This is a genomic window from Merdimonas faecis, assembly GCF_001754075.1.
Classification (GTDB): domain Bacteria; phylum Bacillota; class Clostridia; order Lachnospirales; family Lachnospiraceae; genus Merdimonas; species Merdimonas faecis.
Map to the genome: position 1 here is coordinate 14,582 of NZ_MIEH01000005.1, position 25,447 is coordinate 40,028.

Below are 25,447 nucleotides of genomic sequence, written 5' to 3' on the forward strand. Positions count from 1 at the left end.
CTAAACCTTTTGTTCTCCCCGGACCATTTCAAGGAAGGTTTCCTCGGAAATGATGGGGATCCCAAGTTCATTTGCTTTTTTGTTTTTCGATGATGTGGACGCCACATCATTATTGATCAGATAATTCGTCTTTGATGTAACAGATCCTGTCACTTTTCCTCCCAGACTTTCGATCAGCGTTTTTACTTCATTCCGGTTGGCAAAATGTTCCACGCTTCCCGTGATCACAAAGTTGACCCCCGCGAAGATCTGCTCCTTCTCTTCTCCCTCTTCCTCCGGGAGCACCAGCTCCTTCAGAAGATTCCGGAAGCTCTCTAAATGCTTCTCCTGCCGGAAGTAAGTGACAAATGCCCCGGCGATGACGCCGCCCACACCAGAGATAGCGCTTAGGTCTTCCTCTGACGCCTGCAGCATTGCCTCTACATCATTCCTGAATTCTTTGCAGATCATCTTGGCGTTGGCAAGCCCGATATTTGCGATCCCCAGTCCGTAAATAACTCTTGGAAGGGTGGTCGTCCTGGCCTTCTCAATACTTTCAGCCAGGTTCTGGTAGGATTTTTCTCCAAAGCCTTCCATCCTGCAGATTTCCTCCCGGTAACGCTCCAGATGGAAGATATCTGCATACTCTTTAATATACCCCATCGCAATGAATTTTTCCAGTGTTGCTTCTGATAATCCTTCAATATTTAATGCGTCCCGGCTGACAAACAAGGCAAAGGATTTCAAGTGCTTGGCCTGACAGTCCGGATTGGTGCAGTAAAGGGTCTTTGCATTGCCATCCTTTCGGATTTCCGTCTTTCCTCCGCAGACCGGACAGGCATCCGGAATATCCTTCACCCCGCTCCTTGTCAGATTCTCCGCGATCTGAGGGATGATCATATTGGCCTTATAGACCTCAATGGTGTCTCCCACACCCAGCTCCAGCTCTTCCATGATGCTTAGATTGTGGACACTGGCACGGCTTACCGTGGTTCCTTCCAGCTCTACCGGTTCAAAAATGGCAACCGGATTGATTAGCCCGGTCCTGGACGGGCTCCACTCGATTTCTGTAAGCCTGGTTTCCCGCACCTCGTCCGCCCACTTAAAGGCATAGGAATCCCGCGGAAATTTGGAGGTTCTTCCCAGTGATTGCCCATAGGCGATATCGTCATAGGTCAGCACAAGGCCGTCGGATGGGAAATCATTGTCTTTGATCTTCCGGGCAAACTCCTCCACCGTGCTCCGCACTGTGTCTCTTGTTACCATGCGGTACTCCACGACCTCAAATCCCTGAGACGCAAGCCACTCCATCTGCTCTTTTCTGGAATTGTGAAAATCAACACCTCCGGCCTGCACCAGTGTAAATGCATAGAATCTCACGTTCCGCTTCGCTGTGATCTCATTATTTAACTGACGGACCGATCCGCTGCACAGATTTCTTGGATTCTTATACCGGGCGTCTGCATCTGCGATCTCCTCATTGATCTTTTCAAAATCCTTGTAGCCGATGACCGCTTCTCCCCGCAGGATCAATTCCCCTTTATAACTGATCTTTAGCGGAACGTTCCGGAACACCCTGGCGTTGGCTGTCACAACCTCCCCCACTTCTCCGTTCCCTCTGGTGACCGCTTTATAAAGCTCTCCGTCCCGGTAGGTCAGAACAATGGTCAGTCCGTCCATCTTCCAGGACATCAGCGTCTCGTGTTCTCCTACAAACTCCTCAAGCTCCCCGATCTCTTTTGTCTTATCCAGAGAAAGCATCGGCCGTTCGTGCCGTTCTTTGGGAAGCTCGCTTAAGACCTCATACCCCACATTGACAGTCGGGCTGTTGGAAAGGGTAATCCCCAGCTCCTTTTCCAGCTTCAGAAGTTCATCATAGAGCTTATCATACTCATAGTTGCTCATGATCTCTTCTGCGTCCTGATAATAGGCTTTTGCCGCTTTATTTAGTCGTTCTACCAGTTCCTGCATCCTGGCCTGCTTTGATCTGTCCATATAATTCTTCTAACTCCTGCTCTTTTAATTCTCTTACCTCTCCCGGCTTCATACCGTCCAGATGGATGTTCATGATCCGGATACGGATAAGCCGCTCCACCTTATACCCTAAAGCCTCGCACATCCTGCGGATCTGACGGTTCAGCCCCTGGGTCAGTGTGATGGAAAATGTATATTTCCCGACCGCCTCCGCCTGACAGGGTCTGGTGACTGCATCCAGTCCCTTTTCCTCGTCCCGGATCCTGACCCCTTCCGACATGGCCTTTAAAAATTCATCTGTCACCGGCCGGTCCACGGTCACCTTGTATTCCTTTTCATGACCGAACCTGGCCCGCATCATCCCATTGATCAGATCCCCGTCATTGGTCATGATCAGTAAGCCTTCGGAATCCTTGTCGAGTCTCCCTGCGTAGGTGATGCGTATCGGATAATTCAGATAACGGATGATATTTCTTTTTTCCTTCGGAGATTCGGTGCAGACGATCCCCGCCGGCTTATACACGGCCAGTACCACCTTGCGGTTTTTATCCCGTATTTCCTTTTTCCCTACTTTTACGATCTGGCCCGGCTCCACCTGCATCCCGGGAGTGGCTCTTTTTCCGTCCACCGTGACCCGTCCTTCCTTGATCAGACGGTCCGCCTCCCGGCGGGAGCACACCCCCGCCTCGCTTAAATATTTATTCAGTCTCGTCATTATTCAATACTCCGCTGATACTATTATCCTCTACAAAAGTGTTTCCGTTATATAAAAACAGCACGCTGCTGATCTTATTGTCTCTCATGATCTCTGTAATATCCCCATAATAATACCGGGGATCCACAATCAGGATCTCTCTGAAATAAGGCGTTAAGAAAGGCACCAGACAGTTGGCGTAGGAATCCTTGAAAAGAAGAAGCCTCTCCGTACTGTCCGCCGTCGTCCGGATATTGATAAGCCCGCTGTTGCCCCCCAGGAACATCCCATACTGATCTTTTTCCTTTAATTTTGAAGTATCATAAAGTGTGGCCGTCTTTTTCTGCTCGTCCACATAATTGACTACTACCTCCGGCGCTGCTTCCTCTTCTTCCGGAAGATATACATAGATCGGTTCTTCATATCCCGTTTCATAGCCGCTGGTGGAAGAAAGCGTGCCGTTAAAGGAATTGCTCACCGCATAGGGTGTAAGCTCCGGCGCCTTCCCTGTATCGAGTCCCATGGTTTCCTCCAGCTCCTGATAAGCGTAATAAGCCCCCAGCGTGGTCCAGTGATGATCCGTGTGATAGTAAATGTTTTCAGATTTATGATCTTCCATAGCCTGCGAAGCATCCACCCAGGCAAGCTTCTCATCCAGTGCCTCCCGGATCCTCTGGAAGTCTGCATCCTGATCCCTGGTCACTGCAAAGGCCGGCAGCTTATCCGAAAGTACATTGGCTGCATTTGGTACCAGCATCATATACATGGGGATGTCCGGATAAGACTCCTGAAACTTCCGGATAGCTGAAAGATTATTCTCCATCTGCTCCTCGTCAGGCGTCTTGATATCTTCCAGAAGATATCCGTCCTTTCCTTTAAACACACCGCCGGACTCCCTCTTTCCCATCAGAAGATCCGCATGCGTCTTTAACTGCACCCAGAGATCCCGTCCGGCAATCTGATCTGCCTGATAGGTTTCATACTGCTCCATATACCGGCCGCTTTCCACCCCGGAAAGACTAAGCTCCGGCCTCTGCTCCAGCATACGGTTCTCGCTTTCCGAGAACTCCCGGTCCGGCCAAACAAGGTTCAGGGCGCAGACAACCAGAAGGATGCCAAGGAACATTTTTGCCATCTGTATTTTTCGATTTCGTCTTTTTCTTCGATTTTGTCTTTTTCTTCGATTTTGCCTTTTTTCTTCCATTATTGCTCCTAAAACCGAAAATATAAGAAAGGATTATAGGTTTCTGTCACCAGATATGCGATACTCAAAAGGAACAGCCCTGCATAGATCAGAATATCTGCTACTGCTTTCTTTCGCGCCAGGTATTTCTCATATCCGTAATAGACCACCGGGGTAGACGCCAGGATCAATACGACCCAAAGGCCCAGGTTGGAAACGACCAGATACAAAGCCTGGCTGTCCAGGAACCCATGGCCGCCCACACCGAACATCAGCTTCAGATACTCCCACGCCCCGCCAAGGGAAGGGCTGAAGAACAGCACCCACCCGATCATGACAAGAACCAGGCTGTAAATGTGTCCAAAAACAGCTGGCAGCCGCTCCAGTTTTTTCTGCAGGAAATACTTCTCAATGATCAGAATGATCCCATAATACAAGCCCCATGCCACAAAATTCCAGGCCGCTCCATGCCACAGACCCGTGAGCAGCCATACGACCAGCAGGTTGCGGATATGCTTTTTCACCGGCACCCGGTTCCCTCCAAGAGGAATATAAAGATATTCCCTGAACCAGCTGCTAAGAGATATATGCCATCTCCGCCAGAACTCGGTAATGCTTTTTGACACATAGGGATAGTAAAAGTTTCTCGGGAATTCAAATCCGAACATTTTCCCAAGCCCTACCGCCATATCCGAATATCCGCTGAAATCAAAATAAATCTGGAAGGTATAGGCCAGGCATCCAAGCCATGCTGTCACAACAGACACGTCCTCCGGCGCCATAGCCGCCACATCTGTATAGACCATACCTATGGTATTTGCCAGCAATACCTTCTTTGCGAGCCCCCGGATAAAAAACATAGCGCCGTCTCCGAATTTCCCGATGCTCTCTGTCCGCACATGGAGCTGTTCATCAATTTCCGCATATTTGACGATAGGTCCTGCGATCAGCTGCGGAAACATGGTCACATACAGGGCAAAATCCAGCAGGTTCTTCTGCACCTTGACATTTCCCCGGTACACATCGATGATGTAGGAAAGGATCTGGAAAGTATAAAAAGAAATCCCTACCGGCAGCGCCACCTCCCGGAACGGAATGTCCACCGGCAGCGCCATATTCAGACTGTTCAGCACAAATCCTTCATATTTAAAAAAGCCAAGCACGGCCAGGTTTACCGCTACATTAAACACCAGACTTTTCCGCGCTGCTTTCTTATCGCCCAGATTTCTGGAAATATCCAGTCCGCAGATGTAGTTAAAGATGATGGAAAAAATCATCAGAAACAGATAGATCGGCTCACCCCAGGCATAAAATATCAGGCTTCCCAGCAGAAGCACCGGATTCTTCATTCCTTTTGGCAGAACATAATATAAAATTAATATGATTGGTAAAAATGTAAATAAAAATACGATACTGCTGAATAACATACCGTTCCTTTTCCCCTACAAACTTTTCTGAAATGCGCCGGCCATCTCGTCCGCATTTTCGGAAACGGCCAGCAGGACATACTCTCCCTTTGTATCCAATACAGCGCTTTCCAGGAGCTTGGTCTGCTTGGCGCCATATCCTTCAAAGCTGGTTTTCTGGGTCTTCAGCCGTTCTTTTGCCGCTGCTTCCACCTGTTCAGCCTGGGATTCGTCCTTTAATTTTATGATCAAAAGTTCATTCACACTCATGACATCGTTTGGAATATACAGCGCCACGCCGTCATAATCCTGTGCGTTCAGCCCGTAATACCTCTTAAGATCCTGCGTTGTGCCTTTTGTCATGCCTTCTTCTGTGCCTGCTTTTATGACATTCTCCTGCAGTGTCTTTACCGGCACATCGTCCGCACTCTCCCTGGACACAAGAAATACAATATATGCCAGAAATACCAGGACCATCAGATATTTCAGTACATTCAGCAGATCTATGCTTTGTCTCTTTTGTGTTTTCATTATAATCCTGCAACCTCCGCCATGCGGTTTACCCATTCTGTATAATAAGCCGGCGCCATATGGATGCCATCGTCCGCATAATACTCTTCCTTCACCAGGTCTGCATTATCGATGAACGTAACTTTCAGCTCTTCGCAAAGACTCTTTAATCCCTCATTGTACTGGGAAATATTGGCATATGCCGGTTCTGCCTCCGCTGTCTGCTGCCGCACCGGAAGAATACAGTTTACATAAATATCCGTATCCGGCAGAGACTGTTTCAGATCCTCCAGGATTCCCCGGTATGCCGCCAGGAAGGACTCCTGATCCGTCACCTTCATATCATTCATACCGTACGCTAAAAACAGAGTCTGAGGAACCAGCGATTTTGCCTGGGCGATCTGACTCGCCGCCATTTTCCCCTCGCCATTGACTACGCCCGCTCCGCGTTCTGCCAGCACGTGCGTCTGATCCAGCACGTTGTACTCATACAGTCCCTGGGCGATCGAATCGCCAAGCACCAGCGCATTTGCAAACTTTTCATTCGCTGTCTGTGAAAACCCCTGGGGATCCGCCGCCCGCTCCGCTGCCTCCAGTTCCTGGATCTTCTGCTCTACTGACGCCACGTCCGTCTTTTCCAGCGCCGCGAGCCTTTCAAGGCCCTTACCCGTATCCACCTTCGTATCCGCCAGCCGGAATATCAAAAGAATGATCCCGGCTGCCGCCAGGACCACTGCCACAAGGATCACGGTACGCAGGACAGTTTTTCTTCTTTTGTCTATTTCCATGATCAGTCACATTTTCTCCTATCTGTACACATAAAAATATTGTACTGTTTTTCCCCACAAAAGTCAAACTTGTGATATACTATGAACACTTAATAAGTGCGAGTGAAACGAAGCACGCATTTAGTGTGAATGTACACCTGGACACTTAGCGAGGTCTTTTCGAGCTTAGTGACCATGGTGTTTCCTATTGTGACTCGTTACCTCACACCGTTTCCGAAACGAAGCACGCATTTAGTGAGAACGTACACCTGGACACTTAGCGAGGTCCTTTCGAGCTTAGTGGCCATGGTGTTTCCTATTGTAACTCGTCACCTCACACCGTTTCCGAAACGAAGCACGCATTTAGTGTGAATGTACACCTGGACACTTAGCGAGGTCCTTTCGAGCTTAGTGGCCACGGTGTTTCCTATTGTATTATAATCCTCAACCCACAAGGAGTTTTCTTCATGAATGTTTTTACTTTATCTTCAAAGATCTGTATGTCTCATCTGTTATTGAAAGAGACTTTTGACCGCTTCCTCTTTATCGAAGGCAAGATCACCACATTCAACACATTTCAGATTGACGGCTATCTGCAGAAAGATTTCTTTGACACTGCTCCTGAGCATAACTACTCCCACTGGCGGGATGTGCGCGCCTTCTGTCTGCAGCTGATCAAAGGCAAACGTACTCCCTTAAACTTTAAGATCGTTTTATCACTGGAGCCGGAGGCTTTTGCTTCTTTTCTTTCAGACCACCAGCTTTCCTCTTACCGCCCGGAAGAGATTCAGGGAATGTATCTGAACTTTCATTTTGACGGAAATACTTTACAGTGCGTAACCGGTGTCTCTCTTCATGGTTTCCGTATGGACAAAGCTCTTGAGCGGGAGTGGGATACATACGCCGGAAGGATGCTGCAAGAAATGATGCCCGGCGTTTCGCTGGAGTGATTACAGAATTCCGCCTAAAATAATGGCTCCCGGTTTGCTGCTGGAAGTCACTAATATTATTTGGTATATCCTTTAGTCAAGCTGAATATCTTTTGCATAAGCATAGGAGATTATTTCGCCTTGTTTTGTAGCATTGTATCCTTTTTCCTTATGGGAATAATCTGAAATATCAGCCGATCCAAAATTTTTAAATTTTTCATATATACGTTCAAGCACTTTAAGTTCCGCATCGGAAAGAATTCCTTCCGGAGCATCACACTCCGGTATCACCTGATGTTTCTCATAGCCATTATCATAACACACTTCGATATGTGCAATATGATCCGCAGCCATTCTTCCAAAAAGCATATCAAAGTTATCTGGTACCGGTCCATAAGGAAAGTGTACGTATTTTAATCCCGATATCGAAATACCATTCTCTTTATAGAAAACCATATCAGAATAGTTAAGTAGTTTCATCAGCTTTGTTTTAAGCAATTCTGTACTCTTATGGGCAAAAAACAAAACCATTGCACAGAATTTTTCGTAATCAAATCCTTTAAATCCATTTTCCTCACATGGCGTTCCCGAAAAGAAAGCCCCAAAAAATCTTATGCCAAGTTGATATTCTGAATCTTTCCCTAACTTTTCAACTATATTCATTAACTTCTTTTTTTGCTTTTCATCAAGCAGAATCTCATTTTCTGCGAGATAGGTTTTCATATTCTCCGGCCTGCGCAAAAACAACAGAAGACTATTGTGCGCTTTATCCTGAATAGATCCATTTTCATACCGGCATATTGTCTTATCTCCCCAATTCAAAAGCTTTGCAAAACTTCTCTGGCTAAGTCCATACTGCTCTCTAATTTTTTTGATCTCTTCCGGGAAAAGAAGCTTATGCTTTCTGCGATATTCATTATAAGCCTGAATCAGAGTAGCATTATCAAATTCTTCATAATAGAACTCTTCCCCACATTCTTCGCAGATCAACACCTGGGCATCTACTTCTATTGCTTCACCACAAACATCGTATGTTTCCTTCTTTGTAACAACTTTCGTCTCTACTTCTTTTTTACATTCTTCACAATACTTTCTCACCGACGCCACCTCCTTTTCTAAGAAAAATCATCCTCGTGGAAGCCAAGACATTTGAGAATATCCTCACCATTTTCTCGTACAATTTTAACTTTCACATAAAATTGCATCCCATCAATATTTTTCTTAAATTCCCAAATATCTCCTGGATGATTAGGATCAAAATCCTGTTTAGGGCCTTTGTAATAATCATCGGAAACAAGCTCTAAAATCTCACTTTTTGCATCCATAATCGTAAGACCATGCCGCGCCAATGCCTGCATATTTTTTCTTCTTGGAACAAAATCATATTTCCCTTCCGACAGCAATTTTTTTACTCTGACAAGATATTCTGTTATATCCGAGATGCTTGTTCGATTACTCACTCAGCCACCTCCGTATATTTTATATTATATCCAAAGTTCCTTAAAAGTCAACTTTTTGCGGTCATATGACCTCAATTTTATCTTGCCGTACTTTATTTCCGATTTACATCAAAGCTGTTACATTCCAACTATCTTCCTCACCGTATTCGCCGTTCTTATCATTATACCATACTTTTGATTGCGAGATAAAAAACTCTCCGGAGACGGTGTCCTGCACACCCGTCCCCGGAGATTTTTCTTATCCTCAGTTTAATTATCTTTTATTTTGTCAGAAGCATCATGATCTCGTTGCTTCTCTGTACAAACGCAGTCATCTCCTCTGGATTCAGCGGCTTATGTGCCAGCATTGCCAAATCATAAAGCTGTTTACAGATCATACCTGTATTTTCGCTGTCCTTATGCTCTGCCACATACTGTACCAATGGATGGTTTGCATTCAGGATCAGGGTGGTCTCTCCGCCCATACCCATGCCCATATCGGCCATGCCGTACATCTTCATCATTTCCTGCATCCGGCGGCTCTGCTCAGATAAGGTGATCATAGAAGCGACTTTATCATCTTTTAACTTCTCGGTCTTAACCTCCAGCTTATCATTGCCCAGCTCTTTACGGAAGATCTCGGTTAATTCGTCTGCTTTCTTCTGGAAAGCTTCCTTCTCTTCCTCGCCCACCTCTTCTTTGGACTGTTCACTCAGGTCTGCGTCAATGCGCTGGAACTGAACTGTCGGATAACGCTGCTCTAACTGTGTGATGAACGGAGAATCAATGTTGTGTCCCAGGATCACAGCATCCTGTCCCTGGCTCTTAAAGAGGTTGATATACTGGCTCTGCTGGATCTCATCGGTTACATAGTAGATGGTAGTCTTTTTCTCTTCTGCCTGTTCACCTGCGTTTTCTCCGTCTTTCTTTTCTTCCTTCTGATCCTCTGGCTTCTCTAAGGTACCGCCGTTCGCCTCGACACAGTCCTTCAGTGTCAGGTATTTGTGATCCAGGTTTTTGAACAGGATCGCATCCTTCATCTTATCACAGAACTTCTCATCCTTCAGGCAGCCAAACTTAATGAATGGGCTGATGCTGTCCCAGTATTTCTCGTAGTCTTCTCTCTTGGTCTTGCACATACCGGCCAGCTTGTCTGCAACCTTCTTGGAAATATAATCTGCAATCTTATTCACGAATCCATCATTCTGCAGCGCACTTCTGGATACGTTCAGCGGCAGATCCGGGCAGTCGATAACACCCTTTAATACCATCAGAAATTCCGGAATCACTTCTTTAATATTATCTGCAATAAATACCTGGTTATTGTAAAGCTTGATGGTTCCTTCGATGGAATCGTATTCGGTATTGATCCTCGGGAAGTATAGGATTCCTTTCAGGTTAAACGGATAATCCATATTCAGATGGATCCAGAACAATGGCTCCTTATAATCCAGGAAAACCTTGCGGTAAAATTCCTGATAATCCTCATCACTGCACTCATTCGGATGTTTTGTCCACAGTGGATGGATATCGCTGATGGATACCGGACGCTTCTGGATCTTTACCTTCTCCTTGGCCGGTTCTACTTCTACCATCTCTTTTTCGCCGTTTTCATTTTCTTTTTCTTCCATTTTAGCGTCTTCATGAATATGCTCGATCACTACATCGTCATCCTTCAGATCCGCTTCGTCGATGGTCTCATACTCTGGTTCCGCATTTTCTTTGGACAGGAAAATCTCTACCGGCATAAAGGAGCAGTATTTCTCCAGTACTTCTCTGACACGGTACTCATTGGCAAACTCCAGGCTGTCATCATTCAGATACAGGGTCATCGTGGATCCCACTTCTGCCTTGGTTCCTTCGTCCATCTCATAGTCTGTACCGCCCTGGCTTACCCAGTGTACCGGTTTTGCACCCTCCTTATAAGAAAGGGTATCGATATGCACTTCATCAGCAACCATGAATGCGGAATAGAATCCCAGTCCAAAGTGGCCGATCATATCATCTTCAGTAGTTTTGTCTTTATATTTCTCCAGAAATTCGGTGGCTCCGGAAAATGCGATCTGTGTAATGTATTCCTCCACCTCTTCTGCTGTCATACCGATACCGTTATCGGTAAATTTCAGTGTCTTCTCTTCTGGATTTACTTCCACCTTAATGGATGGCTTATACCCGTCCGGAAGCTGGTACTCCCCCATCACATCCAGTTTTTTCAGCTTCGTGATGGCGTCACATCCATTGGATACCATTTCACGCACGAAAATATCATGGTCTGAATAGACCCATTTTTTTATAATCGGAAATATGTTTTCACTGCTTATGGATAAGCTACCTTTTTTTGCTGCCATTTATATCACTCCTATTATTTTTGCGGAACAATCCGCTTTTTTCATCTATCAGATATGATAATACCAGCAAAAACAAATGTCAATAGAAAATTAGCACTCTTTAAAAAAGAGTGCTAACAATCCATCCGCTCTATTCAATACTCTTCAGTGATTCTACCATATCGATCTTCCTGAGTTTAAAGAACATCACGCCATTGACGATCAGGGAAAACGCCACGGTAAACGCCAGACTGTATATGTAGCTTGGCAGGTTGATGATCCTTCCGAACATGGCTGCGTCCACCTCTACCGTCTCAATAATAAACAGGTGAAGTACCTTTCCAAGTCCCACGCCCACCAGCGCTCCGATCAGAGTCAGCAGAATGTTCTCTCGATAAACATATTCCGCCACCTCCCGGTCGTAGAATCCCAGCACCTTTAAGGTTGCCAGCTCTCTCTGACGTTCCGTGATATTAATGGTGTTCAGGTTATATAATACCACAAAGGCCAGCATTCCTGCCGATACGATCAGCACCACAATAACCAGATTCAGGCTTCCAAGCATATCATCCAGCTGTTTCTCAATATCGTGCATGTAGGATACGCTTAAGACTTCATCTCTTGCCACGATCTTTTCACCGGCTTCCTCCATTTCCTCCTTTGAAAATGATTCATCCGTCTGGAATAAAATACAATTGTATTCCGGTTCGGCACCAGTCACTTCCTCATAGTAAGAAGGCGTCATATAAATATAATGTCCCATGTAATTTTCGCAGATGTGTTCAATCGTCAGTTCATGGCTTCCGTTTTCCTCGTCCTTAAGCCGAATCGTATCTCCCACTTCTGCATTTAACAGCTTGGCCGTCTTTTCGCTGATAATCGCACCGTGATCGGAAAGGCGGTACTCTTCCTTGCTGATCCTGTCATGAAAGCTGAAATATTCTTCGCTTTTATCCGGATCTGCCAGTATAGTAAGGTAAGCGTCATGCTCATCACTGCCGTGCTCTAAAGTCACATTCATCATGTAAGCATCCATATACCGCTCGATATCAGAATCTTCCTTCATAAATGTGTCGAGATTTTCCCGGTCCTCTTCTGTAACATTTTCCTGGAGATACGCACTGCCGTCATAGGTTTGAATCTCTTCGTACTGGATGTCCGCAATCTCATAAATGGAATCCCGAAGGCCAAATCCCACCACCATAAGAGCCATACAGCCGCCAATTCCAAATATGGTCATGAAAAACCTCTTTTTGTAACGCATTAGATTGCGCACTGTGGATTTCCATGTAAAACTCAGACGTTTCCATATAAATGTCACATGCTCCAGGAATACTCTCTTTCCAATCTTAGGTGCAGGCGGACGCATCAAAGATGCCGGCTGCTCACCCAGTTCCTTATAGCAGGCAAACAAGGTTGCCAGCATTGTACATGCCAGGGCCGCCGCCGATGCCTGTATCGCATAAGACCATGCATAAGGCACCAGGATCTCCGAAATGTGCTGATATAAAATGCCATATGCATAGATAATAATAAATGGCAGTATTTTTTCTCCGATCAGCACACCGACAATGCTTCCTCCCACTGTTGCAAGGAGTGCGTATCCCAGGTACTTGGCCGCGATAGCAAAGCGGTCATATCCCAGGGCTTTCATCGTGCCGATCTCAATCCTCTGTTCTTCCACCATACGGGTCATGCTGGTCAGGCTGATCAGCGCCGCCACCAAGAAAAACAGCACAGGAAAGACTCTTCCGATCGCACGCATACGGTCTGCGTTCTCTCCGTATCCATCGTACTCTACAAGATTGCTTCTGTCATAAATATACCACTCCGGATCTTCCACATCCGCAAGCTGTTCTTCGGCGTCTAAAAGTTCCTGTTCGCCATCTGCCAGCTCCTGCTCTGCTTCTGCCTTTCCCGATTCATATTCCTTCCTCGCATCCGCAAGCTTTGCTTCGTTTTCCGCTATCTGTGCCTCTCCGCTTTCCAGGTTTTTCTCCTGGGCATTGATCTCGGCCCAGCCGTCGTCAATTTGCTTCTGCCCCGACTGAATCTGATTCCATGCACTGTCAAGCTGGGCCCTCGTAGCATCCAGCGTGGATTTCGCCGCTTCAAGCTGTGCGGCCCCATCGGACAGCTGCTTTTTGGCTGCCTCCAGCTCTTGAACGCCTGCCCGGTAAGCCGTCTCTCCCGCATTTAACCCTTCGAGCATCCCTTCCGCCTGACTTTTTGCCGTATCTCTTGTGCCCTGAAGCTCTGCAAGTTTTGTCTTTGCTTTTTCCAGCTTAGCGGCACACTCTTTATAGGCCTCAGAATCTTCCTCGTACCTTGACAGCTCCGCTGTCAACTCCTGTACCTTCTGCTCTGCATCCGATACAGTTGTATCCATCTGGGCAATGTAGTCCAAAAAGCTCTGATATTCCTCCCAGTTTTTATCAAGCTCCTGCCTGGAAGCCTGCAATTTTCCTTCTCCCTGCCGGATTTCTTCTTCCGCTGCAGGCTTGCTGGCATTATATTCCGCAAGGCCGCTTTCATACTCTGCCTGCCCGGCCTTCCATTGAGAAAGGCCGCTTTCATACTGGCTCTTTGCGCTGTCGATCTCATTCTGGCTGGAAATAAGTTTTTCCTTTCCGGCTTCCAGCTGCTGCCTGCCGCTTTCCAGCTGCGCCTTCGCATCTGCAAGCTGATTTTCTCCGTCCGTAATCTGCGCCAGTGCGTCCGCAAGCTCCTGGTCCGCTTCTGCCCGGCCTTCCTCCAGCTCTTTTCTTCCCTCGTCTATTTCCTCCTGGGCGTCTTCCAGAATCTCATTTTTGCGGATTTCTCCCCGCTCACCGGTTATTTCCTCGATCCTGGCCATTACCCCGGAAACCAGGCTGTCATACTCATCCGTATAGGCTGTCAGATCACTGGCCCCTTCTACCTTTACATATGCTTCCGTATAGACATCCAGTGCAAACGTCTCCTCCGGAACCATCATAAAAGCGCTCACGCTTCCGCTTCCGATAGTTGTACTTCCCCTCTCAATAGACACATAGCAGGGACTGCTTCCAAGCCCCACCACGGTATATGTATCTGTTTTCAATGTATCTTCCAGAGGATCCTCGGTTCCTGACGTCAGAACAATCTTGTCACCCACCTCATATCCCATGTCAGCATCCATGAGACATTCCCCTGTTTTTTCCGGCAGCCGCCCTTCAGACACACTCACCTCATTTACCTCATCCGTAAGTGACATGACGTGGAAAACATACTGCTTATCTTCCGTATTACATAAAAAATCAGAGCTATAAGATCCTTCTGCCAGCTCTACGCCGTCAACCTTTTCTATCGCATCAATATCATCTTCGGTAATTCCCAGGGTACTCATAACCTGAATATCCATCAGATTTGCCCCGTCAAAATACGCATCTCCCGTGATCCGCATAGATGGCTCCGAAGACCGGATCCCCGAAAAAAACGCCACTCCAAGCGCTACAATGAAAAAAATGGACAGAAAACGTCCCGGGCTTTTTCGTATTTCCATATAAAAATTTTTACGAGATGCCTTTGTACCCATTTCTTATGCTCCTGATATTCTATAACTCCGGCTATTCCCGGAGTCTGTATAGACTTCTTTACCATTCGATCGTTTCTACCGGCACCGGGTGTTCGTTTTCAATGATCTTTTCCACTTTGCCATTTTTAATATGTATCACTCTGTCCGCCATCGGCGCAATTGCCGAATTATGTGTGATCAGGATCACCGTCATGCCCTTTTCCCGGCAGGTGTCCTGCAAAAGCTTCAAGATAGATTTACCCGTATTATAATCCAGCGCTCCGGTAGGCTCGTCACACAGGAGAAGCTTTGGATTCTTCGCAAGCGCCCTGGCAATCGAAACCCGCTGCTGCTCTCCGCCGGATAACTGGGCCGGGAAGTTGGCCACCCTGTCTCCCAGTCCCACTTCTTCCATTACTGTCTGGGCGTCCATAGGATCTTTGCAGATCTGGAGCGCCAGCTCTACATTTTCCAGCGCAGTCAGATTCGGAACCAGGTTATAAAATTGAAACACGAATCCTATATCATCTCTGCGGTATGCCGTCAGTTGCTTTTGCGAGAACTTTGCAATATCTTCTCCGTCTACCAGCACTTCTCCTTCCGTAGCCGTGTCCATGCCGCCCAGAATATTCAGAACTGTTGTCTTTCCTGCACCGCTGGGACCTACTACCACCGCAAATTCACCGCGCTGGATCTCAAAGTCGATTCCTGCCGCGGCCATGATCTGAACTTCACCCATCTGATATATTTTCTTCACATTTCTTAATGTGACAAATCCATCCATAAAAAGCCTCCGCAAAAAATATCATTGTTTAATTTTATTATATCATTTATAATTTCACTTGGAAATCTTGATTTTCTAAACTATTGTGAAAGATTTATGAATTTAAAGCGAGGCGACGATTATGAATCAGCAGACATCTTTTATCCCTGCCGCATGTGATGAAGACCTTAAGCGTATTGCAGGACTGGCAGAGGAAATCTGGCATCAGCATTTTACTCCCATCATCGGGGAAGATCAGGTCAATTATATGGTGGAAAAATTTCAATCCTACCCTGCGCTGAAGGAGCAGACTGAAAATGACGGCTACGAATATTACCAGATCTTCTGCGGCCAGGACCTGGCCGGCTATACCGGCATACACCCTGAGACGGATGCACTATTCCTGAGCAAGCTCTACATCCACAAAGATTTCCGGGGCCGGCATCTGGCTACTGAGGCCTTCCATTTCCTGACCGGTCTTTGCCGGGAACGGGGATTAAAGAAAATATGGCTGACCTGCAATAAACACAATGAAAATACACTCCAGATCTACCGCCACTTAGGCTTTGAGGTGACAGACACCCAGGAGGCCGATATCGGCGGCGGGTTTATCATGGATGATTACATTATGACTTACATGATTTCATAAGAGATACGAACAAGAAAAAGACATCCTCCGGGATTCCCGGTACAGGATGTCTTTTTTTTATTCTCTATTCTTTTCCGTCAAAGCAGTAGGTACATACCTTGCATGGCTCAATTCCAATAGATGCCAGCAGGTCGTCCAGACGGTGATAGCGCAGGGTTGTGAAATTCTGCTGCTTGCGGATATCCTCGATCATCTGAGCATATTTGCAGCTGCATGGATTTGCATATTCCTCCAGCACTTCTTTCGGACAGTTCTCTCCTTCTCTCTTCCGGATCATCTGCCTTGCGATCAGTTCCATTTCTGATTTGGATCTGGAAAAGTTCAGATATTTACAGCCATACATGATCGGCGGGCAGGCCGGGCGCACATGTACCTCTTTTGCCCCGCTCTGATATAAGAACTCTGTGGTTTCCCGAAGCTGGGTTCCTCTCACGATGGAGTCGTCGATCAGCAGAAGCTTTTTATTTTCGATCAGTGCATGCACCGGGATCAGCTTCATGCGGGCGATCAGGTTTCTCTGGCTCTGGTTTGTCGGCATAAAAGATCTTGGCCATGTCGGTGTATATTTAATAAACGGTCTCGCATAAGGGATGCCTGATTCATTGGCGTAACCGATAGCGTGAGCCACTCCGGAATCCGGAACTCCGGCTACTACATCCGGGTGCACGGAATCTCCGTCACGCTTTGCCAGCATGCTTCCGCATTTATACCGCATCTCTTCTACGTTCACGCCTTCATAGGACGAGGTTGGATACCCATAATATACCCACAGGAAGGAACAGATCTTCATCTCTTCTCCCGGAGCTCCCACTGTCTCCACACCTTCCGGTGTGATGTAGGCAATCTCTGCCGGCCCTAATTCCTTATAATCTGTATAGCCAAGGTTGATATAGGCAAAGCTTTCGAAGGATACACAGTATCCGTCTTCCTTGCGTCCAATGACCAGCGGGGTTCTTCCATAACGGTCTCTGGCCGCATAGATTCCATCCTTTGTCATCAGCAGCATGGTCATAGAGCCGTCTACCAGCTCCTGTACATAGCGGATTCCTTCCACGATCGTCGACTTCCGGCAGATCAGAGCCGCGATCAGCTCTGTCACATTGACCTGGCCGCTGGTCATCTCCTGGAAATGCGCATGTCCGCCCTCATACATCTGCTGCAGCAATTCTTCATAATTATTAACCTTACCTACTGTGGTAATGGCAAAGCTCCCCAGGTGAGACTGGATCAAAAGCGGCTGAGGTTCATAATCGGAAATACACCCGATTCCTAAATTCCCCTTCATCTCTGCCACATCTGCGTCAAACTTGGTCCGGAACGGAGAATTTTCAATGTTGTGGATTGCCCGGTTAAAGCCTCCTTCTCCGTGTGTAGCCATACCGCCGCGTCTGGTGCCAAGATGGGAATGATAGTCCACCCCGTAAAACAGCTCCAGTACACAGTCCCGTTTCGATGCTACGCCAAAAAAACCTCCCATTTTACTGATCTCTCCTTTTGATTCTATTGATTTTTAAAAGAAAACTCTTTTTCCATGATACCCATGCATTGTAACACAAAATTTTGTCTTCTGTCTATAGCCTCTCTTGCCTCTTTTCTCTCCCTTATTCCGGGATTATTTCAGCATTTCTTCCAATTTCCGGCTTATGGCGGATGGATCCGCTTTCCCCTTCATAGCCTTCATCGTCTGGCCTACAAGAGATCCGATCGCTTTTTTCTTTCCTCCTTTATAGTCCGCCACCGCCTGGGGATTCTCCGCGATCACCTGTTCAAGGACCTCTGTAAGAGCCCCCTCGTCGCGGACCATTCTAAGTCCCTGTTCTTCCACATAGATCTCTGGATCTATATCCTCTTCAAACATCTTTCGGAACACTTTTTTAGCAACCGAGTTATTGATGGCCCCGTCTTCTGCAAGCAGGATCAGCTTTGACAGATGCTCCGGTGAAAAACGGATATCCTCCGGGGACTCCCCATGGTCTTTTAGAAGCCGCAGGGTCTCCACCATCAGCCAGTTGGAAACCTTCTTCGGTTTTCCGCAAAGCTTCGTTGTCTTTTCAAAAAGATCCGCCATCTGTTTCGTCTCTGTCAGGATCTCCGCATCATACTGAGGAATCCCGAATTCTTCCTGATATCTTTTGATCTTTTCCTCCCGGAATTCCGGCTGCCTTTCCCGCACGCTCTCGATCCAGGCGTCGTCAATAAAGACCGGCGGCAGATCTGGTTCCGGAAAATACCGGTAATCCTTTGCATCCTCTTTGGAGCGCATGGCATGGGATGCTTCTTTATTATCATCCCATCTTCTGGTTTCCTGGACAACCTCTTTCCCTGCCTCCAGGAGTTCGATCTGACGCTCGCGTTCTCCTTCGATGGCTCTTGCGATAGCCTTAAAGGAGTTTAAGTTCTTCATCTCTGTCCGGGTACCGAAACCTTCTTTCCCGACCTCCCGCACAGACAGATTCACATCCGCGCGCATGGAGCCTTCCTGAAGCTTACAGTCAGACGCACCCAGATACTGGATCAGAAGACGCAGCTTTTCCAGATAGGCGATCACTTCCTCCGGGGAACGCATATCCGGTTCGGAAACAATCTCCACCAACGGCACACCGCTCCGGTTATAGTCCACCAGCGAGGTGTCATCCCACTCATCATGGATCAGCTTGCCGGCATCTTCTTCCATATGCATCTCGTGAATCCGCACCTTTTTCTTCGTATCGCCAACCTGGATCTCCACATACCCGTTCCTGGCAATCGGAAGATACAGCTGGGAGATCTGATAGTTCTGCGGATTGTCCGGATAAAAATAATTTTTCCTGTCAAATTTACAATATCTTGTAATCTCACAGTTTGCTGCCAGCCCGATGGCCAGCGCATAATCTACCACCTGACGGTTCAGCACCGGAAGGGATCCCGGCATCCCGGTACACACCGGACAGGTATGGGTATTGGGTGCTCCGCCAAATTCGGTGCTGCAGGCGCAGAAGATCTTTGTCTTTGTCGCCAGTTCCACATGGACCTCCAGCCCAATGACGGTTTCATACTGTCTTGCCATTTATCTCCCCTCCTTTACCAGCGCTGGTCTCTCATAGGCGTGTATCTGCTCGCAGGCATAGGCTGCCCGCAGGATCTTCGCCTCATCGAAGCAGTCTCCGATCAGCTGCATCCCTATCGGGAGTCCCTTCGTATCTGTCCCCACCGGAACCGTGATGCCCGGAAGACCTGCCAGATTTACCGAAATCGTGTAAATATCTCCCAGATACATTTTCAGCGGGTCACTTAAACTTTCTCCAAGCCTTGGCGCCGTGGACGGGGCTGCCGGAGCAGCGATCATATCAAAGGAGTCAAACGCCCGGTCAAATTCTCTCTTGATCAGCGCCTTTGTCTTAAGAGCCTTCAGGTAATACGCATCATAGTACCCGGAGCTTAAGACAAAGGATCCCAGCATGATCCTTCGCTTCACCTCTGCTCCAAAGCCCTCAGAACGGCTCTTTTTATACATATTGTGAAGCCCGTCATATTCCTCCGCACGATACCCGTATTTCACTCCGTCAAAGCGGGCCAGATTGGAGCTTGCTTCTGCAGAAGCGATCACATAATACGCCGGGATAGCATACTGGATCAGATCAAGATCAAACTCTTCCACCACTGCTCCCTGTTTTTCCAGCATGCGGACTGTATCCAGGATCTTCTGCCCTACTTCCGCATCCAGCCCTTCTCCAAAATAACCCCGGGGAATCCCGATCCGCATCCCCTTTACTCCATCTGCAAGTCCTCCTGTAAAATCATAGCTTTTCCTTGCGATGGAGGTACTGTCCTTGGGATCATGCCCCGCGATCGCTTCCAGTGCCAAAGCGCAGTCCGTCACGTCTCTTGCGACGGGGCCGATCTGATCCAGCGATGAGCCATAGGCAATCAGCCCATACCGGGATACCGTGCCATAGGTCGGCTTAATTCCCACTACGCCGCAGAACGAACTGGGCTGCCTTATGGACCCCCCGGTATCCGACCCCAGAGCCAGCGGGCACTCTTCTGCCGCGACCGCCGCACAGGAGCCTCCGGAAGATCCCCCCGGCACCCGGGAAAGATCCCAGGGATTCTTTGTCGGGCCAAAATACGAAGTCTCTGTTGTGCTTCCCATGGCAAACTCATCCATATTGGTTTTTCCTAAGATCACCATCCCGGCCTCCTGAAGCTTCCGGACAGCTTCTGCCGTATAAGCCGGTACAAATCCTTCTAATATTTTAGAGCCGCAGGTGGTTTCAAGCCCTTCCGTGCAGATATTATCTTTTACCGCCACCGGCACTCCCGCAAGGGGTCCTGTAAGTTCTCCTGCATCCATCTTCTTCTGGACCGCCTCTGCCTGCTTTCTGGCGCCTTCTCTATCTACCCGCACAAAGCCGTTCACCTGTTTCTCCATCTTTTCTATCTGTTCCAGGCAGGCGTCTGCAGCCTCAACGGCCGACAGCTCCCGGCTCCTGATTCTTTTTCCAAGTTCTGCTGCTGTCATACTCTGAATGTCCATGTTGTCCCTCCTGTCTGCTATTTTGATCCGCCGCCTTAGATAATCGTCTTCGGCACTTTAAAACAGTTATCTTTGGAAAGCGGCGCATTGGAAAGTGTCCCCCTGCTGCCGTCGCCATTCTCCACCACATCATCCCGAAACACATTCTGTACCGGGAACACATGAGACATAGGCTGGATCCCTTCGGTATCCAGTTCATTCAGTGTATCTATATAATTCAGCATTTTCTCCATATCGGCTCTGGCTTCCTCCTTCTCCCTTCCGGAAAGCTCCAGCTTGGCAAGGATGCCTACATACTCTATCATTTCATCTGAAATCTTTTCTGCCACGTTTCATTCCTCCTAGTAATATGACTCATAGAATGAAAAATAATCCTGAGACTGAATCCTTTCACTTGGCGTAAGCAAAATCTCTATTCCGCTGTCCTCACAATAGATGACCGCCTTTTCCGGCAGCACAAAATTGCGGTAAATCTTTCCTGTAGAGGTGTCTTCACCCAGATACAGGCTGACCTCTCGGTAGATCTCTCCCTGATATTCCCCGTCCGGATACATGATCTGGACACGGATCTCTCCGGTTCCCTGTGTGATTTCAAAATCATAGACACCCGGTTCAAAATTTGTTCCTGCCGTTTGCTCACCCGTTACGATAACCTCTTCCGTCAGCGGATTATCTTCCCCTTTCATAGTGTTTGTCTGTGCATTGTCTGTGGAAAGAGTGACCGGAGACTCTGTATCGATCTCTACTTCCGCCCCCTGATACAGGCGGAGATCATCCAGATAATTGCCGCCCTCTTTTCCTTTATATTCATACAGATAAATATCCTCATCATAATCGTGGACGCTGACTACATCAAAGTCATCAGCCGTCTCCGCCTGATATAGTCCCTCGGGAATGTGTACGCCCACAATATATGTTCCGGAGTCCAGCTCATACTGCGCTTCTTCTCCCTCCGCCGGAATCTCTCTTGTCACATTGGCATAGGGATCCTCCTCGTTCAGATAGCTTCCGGACAGATTCTCGTCCCCGTTTTCCAGCCTGTCAAAGATTCCCGGGATCACTTCTCCCAATGTATTCAACAGTGCGATCCCAAGCACGATAACGATGATGACGATCATGCAGCCCCGCTTTCTCCTCACTCTTTCGGCCCTTGTCCGCCTCGTGGCCTTTTGGGGCTGCCTCGCCCCGGGCGCAGGTCCCTGCGCCGGAGTCTGCTGTGCCGGACGTGCTGGCTGCGTCCGCCGCACTGGTTCTGTACGGTGCTTTTCCTCGTGCACATGGGTCAGCGGCTGACTGTCGCAGCTGCTCTGGTTCACCCGGTAATTCTTGTCATTCTTATTGTTGTCCAGCCCGCACTCCTTACATACTCCATGACTGTCAAGTTTCCCCCCGCAAAGCGTACATCTTTTTCCAAACATAACTCAACCTCTCATTCCCTGGTATGCCTATGGCTCCAGTCTGCTCAAATCTCTTGGGAACAACGTCGTCTCACGAACGTTTTCTTCTCCTGCAAGCATCATAGTCAGACGCTCCAGGCCGATCCCCAGACCTCCGTGCGGCGGCATCCCGTGCAAAAAGGCCATCAGGTATGCTTCCATCCCTTCTGTGGTCATTCCCCTGGATTCTATCTTTTCCAGGAGCTTCTGATATTCATGGATCCGCTGCCCGCCGGTGGTGATCTCCATTCCATTATACAACAGATCAAAGCTCAGTGTATACCTCGGATCTTCCGGATCGTCCATAGCATAAAAAGGTCTTTTTTTCGATGGGTAGTGGGTCACAAATACAAAATCACTGTCCCATTCCTCCTTTGCATACCGGCCGATCAGGACCTCTTCTTCCGGTTCCAGATCAAAGGGGTTGCGGATCCTGTGCCCGTATTTTTCGGCTGCCAGCTCTTTGATCCTGTCAAACCTGACGGCTGGGATCTTATCCGTCTTCGGCAGCGTCACGCCCAGGATCTTAAGCTCCCTTTGATACTCCTTCTCGAGAAGTGCGAAAGCATACTGAAGATATCCGGTCTCAAGAGCCATAAGATCCTCAAATCCCTCAATATATCCCATCTCCAGATCCAGACTGGTATATTCGTTGAGATGGCGCTTGGTATTATGTTTCTCCGCCCGGAATACCGGAGCCGTCTCAAAGACTCTGTCAAAGACCCCCACCATCATCTGCTTATAGAACTGGGGGCTTTGCTGCAGCACGGCCGGACGGTGAAAATATTCCAATTTAAACAGGTTGGCGCCTCCTTCTGCACTCTTCGCGCCGATTTTCGGCGTATGGATTTCCGTAAACCCCTGTCCGTAGAGGAAATCCCGAAATGCCCGGCAAAGTCCTTCCTGCAGCCGGAACTTTGCTCTCTCCCGTATATTCCGGAGTGCGACCGGCCGGTAATTAAGCTTTGCCTCCAGAGATGTATTCAGCTTCCATTTTGCAATCGGAAGCGGCATCTGGCCGCCGGCCGGCTCACTTAAGATCTTTACCTCTTTCATTCGGATCTCAATGCCGTTCGGCGCCTTCTCATTTTTTTCCAGGATGCCTGTCACCTCCACGGCTGCTGCTTCCTTGAGGATTTTTCTCGGGAAATCCGCCGTGCCCTCTTCATAGACACACTGCAGAAGTCCTTCCCGCTTCCTTAAGATCACAAAGGACACGTTACCCATATCCCGGATCGTGTGGACAGCGCCGTTTACAATGACCTGCCCGCCTTCCCGGCTATCCGCCAGAAGCTCGCTGATCTCCAATGCCGCCGTTTGTTTCACACCTGTCAAATACTCTGTCATGTTTTGTACCTCCTTTTCTCTCCTGCGGGACGAACAGCTTTCCAGAAAAACAAAACCGCCCCGGAACGTGATCTTACGTTCCAGGACGGATATCATCTTCGCTATCCGCGGTACCACCCGCATTGAACCCCGCGCGTCTTCGCTGCAGGATTCCGCTCTTGCACGTAACGAGTGCCCACGTACCGGCCTACTTCCATGTTCAGACGGTCTGCTCCAGAGTGTTCCCTATTGTCCTTATTCCTCAAGGGGCGCTCTCAGTCGGTGGCGCCTCATTCCTGTCAAGTTCAAAAGGACAGAGTCTCTTTCATCGCTTTACTACATTAAAATTTGGTTCTTATGTTAACACAACTTTTTTCAGATTGCAAGAATTTTTTTCAGCCATTTTATCCTGTCGGCCGCTCCCGGCACAGCTTCTCCATATAATCGTGGATCCGGGGCTGATCCGCTTCGCTAATCATAGATACTACCACGTCTCCCACCTGAAGCCTTGTCTTCCCTCTGGGGATGATCTCCTCCGCCCCCCGTTTTACCGTCACCAGCAGACAGTTTTCCGGCCAGTCTGCTTCTTTGATCTCTATTCCGTCCAGAAGGGAAGCCTTTTCCACCACATATTCCGTCAGTATCTTCCTGCCGCAGACAGAATCCCCTTTCTGTCCCTGCCTTTTCAGAAGCCTGTCCAGCAGGCTCTCATAAATCGGCTTGGAGCGCAGGAAGGTTGCCGCTACATAAGCTGTAACAGACACGATAGCAAGAGACAGCATCTGGCTTAAAGATCCGGTCATCTCGAATATCAAAATGATACCGGTCAGCGGCGCCCGTACAATAGCGGCAAAATATCCGGCCATGGCAAGCAGCACAAAGTTGTTGATGTAGACAGGATCCATCCCCAGGAACTGAACCGCCGCCCCGGCATACGCACCTCCCGTCAGGCCCCCGATGACCAGAAGCGGGAAAAAGATACCGCCGGGCGCCCCCGAGCCAAAGCTGACAGCGGAGAACAGGAAACGCCCCACAAGAAGAAAGAGGATCGTTCCCAGGGCCATCTGTCCATGGGTCAGTTCCTCGATCAGCCCATGTCCGGTACCAAGAAGCTCCGGCGCTGTAAATCCCAGAATACCGGCAAGAAGAAAGGGGATCAGAAGCTTCTGCCACTGAGACAGTCCGGACGCTTTCTGAAAAAGTTCCTGGGCCTTCAGCGTAAACCAGTTATAGAATGCTCCGAAGACGCCAAGTATTACTCCCAGCCCAAGTATCAGCCCATAGTGTTCCGGCGGCAGCACATGCAGGATATCAAACTGAAAAACCGTTTCTCTTCCCGTTACTACCGAACACAGAAAATCTGCCGTCAGCGCAGAAGTCATAGCCGACACCAGTACTGAAGCCGAAAAGCTTTTATGCACTTCTTCCAGAGAAAACATTACCCCTGCCAAAGGTGCGTGAAAGGCTGCCGCAAGCCCTGCACTGGCCCCGCAGGTCAGCAGGTATTTTTCTTCTGTCCTGCCCCGGAAAAGTCCTCTGGACACCGCCTGCCCCACCATGGCTCCAAGCTGGATGGACGGGCCTTCTCTTCCGAGGGCCAGTCCTCCGAAAATGCATAAAAAGCCACCCAGAAATTTTGCCGGCAGCACCCGCCACCACTTCTCAGTCAGCTTTCCGACCATCTCTCCCTCCAGCTGCGGGATCCCGCTGCCGGAAATCATCGGCTCAAAGGTCACCAGCTTTCCGACCACCCTCGAAAGGATTACAAGCACAGCAAACCATCCCGCCATTCGGGCGGGATGGCCCTTCGCAAAGTCTAAAATGTATGTAAGTCCGCTGCCTGCATATTCCAGCGCCATCCGGTAAAGTAATACGACAAATCCGGCGATCCCGCCTATCAGCAGGCCTTCTCCGATCAGCACCACCTGGAACCGGTCAGCACGCCGGAGCAGTCTGGAAGTATCCGTCTCCATATCCTCTTGCTCCTTGAATGAAATACTGGCACCATTATATA

20 protein-coding genes are annotated in these 25,447 nt (G+C 48.4%); 2 read left to right on the forward strand and 18 right to left on the reverse strand.

Annotation, left to right across the window (positions count from 1 at the left end):
- The 6 genes from ligA to BKD12_RS01720 all read right to left on the reverse strand — a co-directional run bounded on the left by ligA (position 1) and on the right by BKD12_RS01720 (position 6,534).
- Positions 1 to 1,974 (reverse strand): NAD-dependent DNA ligase LigA, encoded by a 1,974-nt coding sequence (gene ligA / locus BKD12_RS16635; RefSeq protein ID WP_070087606.1) that lies wholly within the window; start codon positions 1,972 to 1,974, stop codon positions 1 to 3.
- Entirely contained in the window at positions 1,922 to 2,668 is a 747-nt protein-coding gene (locus BKD12_RS01700; protein WP_070087607.1) for a pseudouridine synthase, read from the reverse strand. The genes ligA and BKD12_RS01700 overlap by 53 nt, the downstream gene beginning before the upstream one ends.
- The gene (locus tag BKD12_RS01705) at positions 2,652 to 3,782 is read right to left on the reverse strand and encodes a DHHW family protein (protein WP_070087654.1); all 1,131 of its coding nucleotides are present in this window, start codon (positions 3,780 to 3,782) and stop codon (positions 2,652 to 2,654) included. The genes BKD12_RS01700 and BKD12_RS01705 overlap by 17 nt, the downstream gene beginning before the upstream one ends.
- Positions 3,783 to 3,859: 77 nt before the next feature.
- Complete coding sequence (locus BKD12_RS01710; protein ID WP_070087608.1) at positions 3,860 to 5,257, reverse strand: MBOAT family O-acyltransferase; 1,398 nt, start codon at positions 5,255 to 5,257, stop codon at positions 3,860 to 3,862.
- 15 nt (positions 5,258 to 5,272) lie between these two features.
- Positions 5,273 to 5,767 carry a DUF4358 domain-containing protein gene (locus tag BKD12_RS01715; protein ID WP_070087609.1) on the reverse strand — a complete coding sequence of 165 codons (495 nt, stop codon included), beginning with the start codon at positions 5,765 to 5,767 and terminating at the stop codon, positions 5,273 to 5,275.
- Positions 5,767 to 6,534, reverse strand: coding sequence for a GDSL-type esterase/lipase family protein (locus BKD12_RS01720; RefSeq protein WP_070087610.1), 768 nt, complete (start codon positions 6,532 to 6,534; stop codon positions 5,767 to 5,769). Before BKD12_RS01720 ends, BKD12_RS01715 begins: the two co-directional genes overlap by 1 nt.
- Before the next feature lie 446 nt (positions 6,535 to 6,980).
- Between BKD12_RS01720 and BKD12_RS01725 the strand changes: the two genes are divergently transcribed.
- Positions 6,981 to 7,463 (forward strand): DUF5721 family protein, encoded by a 483-nt coding sequence (locus BKD12_RS01725; RefSeq protein WP_070087611.1) that lies wholly within the window; start codon positions 6,981 to 6,983, stop codon positions 7,461 to 7,463.
- Between the two features lie 72 nt (positions 7,464 to 7,535).
- Here the strand turns inward: BKD12_RS01725 and BKD12_RS01730 are convergent, their stop codons facing one another.
- The 5 genes from BKD12_RS01730 to BKD12_RS01750 form a co-directional block, all read right to left on the reverse strand.
- A complete protein-coding gene (locus tag BKD12_RS01730; protein ID WP_070087612.1) occupies positions 7,536 to 8,540 on the reverse strand; it encodes a type II TA system antitoxin MqsA family protein in 1,005 nt (334 codons plus the stop codon).
- A 17-nt stretch (positions 8,541 to 8,557) separates the two neighbouring features.
- The gene (locus BKD12_RS01735) at positions 8,558 to 8,902 is read right to left on the reverse strand and encodes a type II toxin-antitoxin system MqsR family toxin (RefSeq protein ID WP_070087613.1); all 345 of its coding nucleotides are present in this window, start codon (positions 8,900 to 8,902) and stop codon (positions 8,558 to 8,560) included.
- Between the two features lie 260 nt (positions 8,903 to 9,162).
- Positions 9,163 to 11,229, reverse strand: a complete 2,067-nt coding sequence (gene htpG / locus BKD12_RS01740; RefSeq protein ID WP_070087614.1) for a molecular chaperone HtpG — start codon at positions 11,227 to 11,229, stop codon at positions 9,163 to 9,165.
- 130 nt (positions 11,230 to 11,359) lie between these two features.
- Positions 11,360 to 14,764, reverse strand: coding sequence for an FtsX-like permease family protein (locus BKD12_RS01745; RefSeq protein WP_070087615.1), 3,405 nt, complete (start codon positions 14,762 to 14,764; stop codon positions 11,360 to 11,362).
- Between the two features lie 58 nt (positions 14,765 to 14,822).
- A complete protein-coding gene (locus BKD12_RS01750; protein WP_070087616.1) occupies positions 14,823 to 15,527 on the reverse strand; it encodes an ABC transporter ATP-binding protein in 705 nt (234 codons plus the stop codon).
- A 121-nt stretch (positions 15,528 to 15,648) separates the two neighbouring features.
- Here BKD12_RS01750 and BKD12_RS01755 point away from each other — a divergent pair, with 121 nt between their 5' ends.
- Positions 15,649 to 16,155 (forward strand): GNAT family N-acetyltransferase, encoded by a 507-nt coding sequence (locus BKD12_RS01755; protein WP_070087617.1) that lies wholly within the window; start codon positions 15,649 to 15,651, stop codon positions 16,153 to 16,155.
- Between the two features lie 64 nt (positions 16,156 to 16,219).
- On the opposite strand, the gene BKD12_RS01760 is transcribed toward BKD12_RS01755, so the two are convergent.
- The 7 genes from BKD12_RS01760 to BKD12_RS01790 form a co-directional block, all read right to left on the reverse strand.
- Positions 16,220 to 17,632 (reverse strand): amidophosphoribosyltransferase, encoded by a 1,413-nt coding sequence (locus tag BKD12_RS01760; protein WP_070087618.1) that lies wholly within the window; start codon positions 17,630 to 17,632, stop codon positions 16,220 to 16,222.
- Positions 17,633 to 17,767: 135 nt separating this feature from the next.
- Positions 17,768 to 19,201 carry an Asp-tRNA(Asn)/Glu-tRNA(Gln) amidotransferase subunit GatB gene (gene gatB, locus BKD12_RS01765; protein WP_070087619.1) on the reverse strand — a complete coding sequence of 478 codons (1,434 nt, stop codon included), beginning with the start codon at positions 19,199 to 19,201 and terminating at the stop codon, positions 17,768 to 17,770.
- Positions 19,202 to 20,671, reverse strand: a complete 1,470-nt coding sequence (gene gatA / locus BKD12_RS01770) for an Asp-tRNA(Asn)/Glu-tRNA(Gln) amidotransferase subunit GatA (RefSeq protein WP_070087620.1) — start codon at positions 20,669 to 20,671, stop codon at positions 19,202 to 19,204.
- Between the two features lie 35 nt (positions 20,672 to 20,706).
- Positions 20,707 to 21,000 carry an Asp-tRNA(Asn)/Glu-tRNA(Gln) amidotransferase subunit GatC gene (gene gatC / locus BKD12_RS01775; protein ID WP_070087621.1) on the reverse strand — a complete coding sequence of 98 codons (294 nt, stop codon included), beginning with the start codon at positions 20,998 to 21,000 and terminating at the stop codon, positions 20,707 to 20,709.
- A gap of 12 nt (positions 21,001 to 21,012) precedes the next feature.
- Positions 21,013 to 22,089, reverse strand: coding sequence for a hypothetical protein (locus tag BKD12_RS01780; protein WP_070087622.1), 1,077 nt, complete (start codon positions 22,087 to 22,089; stop codon positions 21,013 to 21,015).
- A 27-nt stretch (positions 22,090 to 22,116) separates the two neighbouring features.
- Positions 22,117 to 23,454: an aspartate--tRNA(Asn) ligase gene (aspS, locus tag BKD12_RS01785; RefSeq protein ID WP_070087655.1), complete on the reverse strand. Its 1,338-nt coding sequence runs from the start codon at positions 23,452 to 23,454 to the stop codon at positions 22,117 to 22,119.
- Between the two features lie 383 nt (positions 23,455 to 23,837).
- Positions 23,838 to 25,406 (reverse strand): ClC family H(+)/Cl(-) exchange transporter, encoded by a 1,569-nt coding sequence (locus BKD12_RS01790; protein ID WP_070087623.1) that lies wholly within the window; start codon positions 25,404 to 25,406, stop codon positions 23,838 to 23,840.
- Positions 25,407 to 25,447 lie beyond the last annotated feature (41 nt).

Excerpts from the sequence above, each read along its gene's own strand:
- aspS (WP_070087655.1), bottom strand. The coding sequence starts at position 23,454 with ATGACAGAGTATTTGACAGGTGTGAAACAAACGGCGGCATTGGAGATC.
- BKD12_RS01755 (WP_070087617.1), top strand. The coding sequence starts at position 15,649 with ATGAATCAGCAGACATCTTTTATCCCTGCCGCATGTGATGAAGACCTT.
- BKD12_RS01720 (WP_070087610.1), bottom strand. The coding sequence starts at position 6,534 with ATGGAAATAGACAAAAGAAGAAAAACTGTCCTGCGTACCGTGATCCTT.
- gatA (WP_070087620.1), bottom strand. The coding sequence starts at position 20,671 with ATGGACATTCAGAGTATGACAGCAGCAGAACTTGGAAAAAGAATCAGG.
- gatB (WP_070087619.1), bottom strand. The coding sequence starts at position 19,201 with ATGGCAAGACAGTATGAAACCGTCATTGGGCTGGAGGTCCATGTGGAA.
- BKD12_RS01745 (WP_070087615.1), bottom strand. The coding sequence starts at position 14,764 with ATGGGTACAAAGGCATCTCGTAAAAATTTTTATATGGAAATACGAAAA.
- BKD12_RS01710 (WP_070087608.1), bottom strand. The coding sequence starts at position 5,257 with ATGTTATTCAGCAGTATCGTATTTTTATTTACATTTTTACCAATCATA.
- ligA (WP_070087606.1), bottom strand. The coding sequence starts at position 1,974 with ATGGACAGATCAAAGCAGGCCAGGATGCAGGAACTGGTAGAACGACTA.
- htpG (WP_070087614.1), bottom strand. The coding sequence starts at position 11,229 with ATGGCAGCAAAAAAAGGTAGCTTATCCATAAGCAGTGAAAACATATTT.
- BKD12_RS01725 (WP_070087611.1), top strand. The coding sequence starts at position 6,981 with ATGAATGTTTTTACTTTATCTTCAAAGATCTGTATGTCTCATCTGTTA.
- BKD12_RS01700 (WP_070087607.1), bottom strand. The coding sequence starts at position 2,668 with ATGACGAGACTGAATAAATATTTAAGCGAGGCGGGGGTGTGCTCCCGC.
- BKD12_RS01780 (WP_070087622.1), bottom strand. The coding sequence starts at position 22,089 with ATGTTTGGAAAAAGATGTACGCTTTGCGGGGGGAAACTTGACAGTCAT.
- BKD12_RS01750 (WP_070087616.1), bottom strand. The coding sequence starts at position 15,527 with ATGGATGGATTTGTCACATTAAGAAATGTGAAGAAAATATATCAGATG.
- BKD12_RS01705 (WP_070087654.1), bottom strand. The coding sequence starts at position 3,782 with ATGGCAAAAATGTTCCTTGGCATCCTTCTGGTTGTCTGCGCCCTGAAC.
- BKD12_RS01790 (WP_070087623.1), bottom strand. The coding sequence starts at position 25,406 with ATGGAGACGGATACTTCCAGACTGCTCCGGCGTGCTGACCGGTTCCAG.
- BKD12_RS01715 (WP_070087609.1), bottom strand. The coding sequence starts at position 5,767 with ATGAAAACACAAAAGAGACAAAGCATAGATCTGCTGAATGTACTGAAA.
- BKD12_RS01760 (WP_070087618.1), bottom strand. The coding sequence starts at position 17,632 with ATGGGAGGTTTTTTTGGCGTAGCATCGAAACGGGACTGTGTACTGGAG.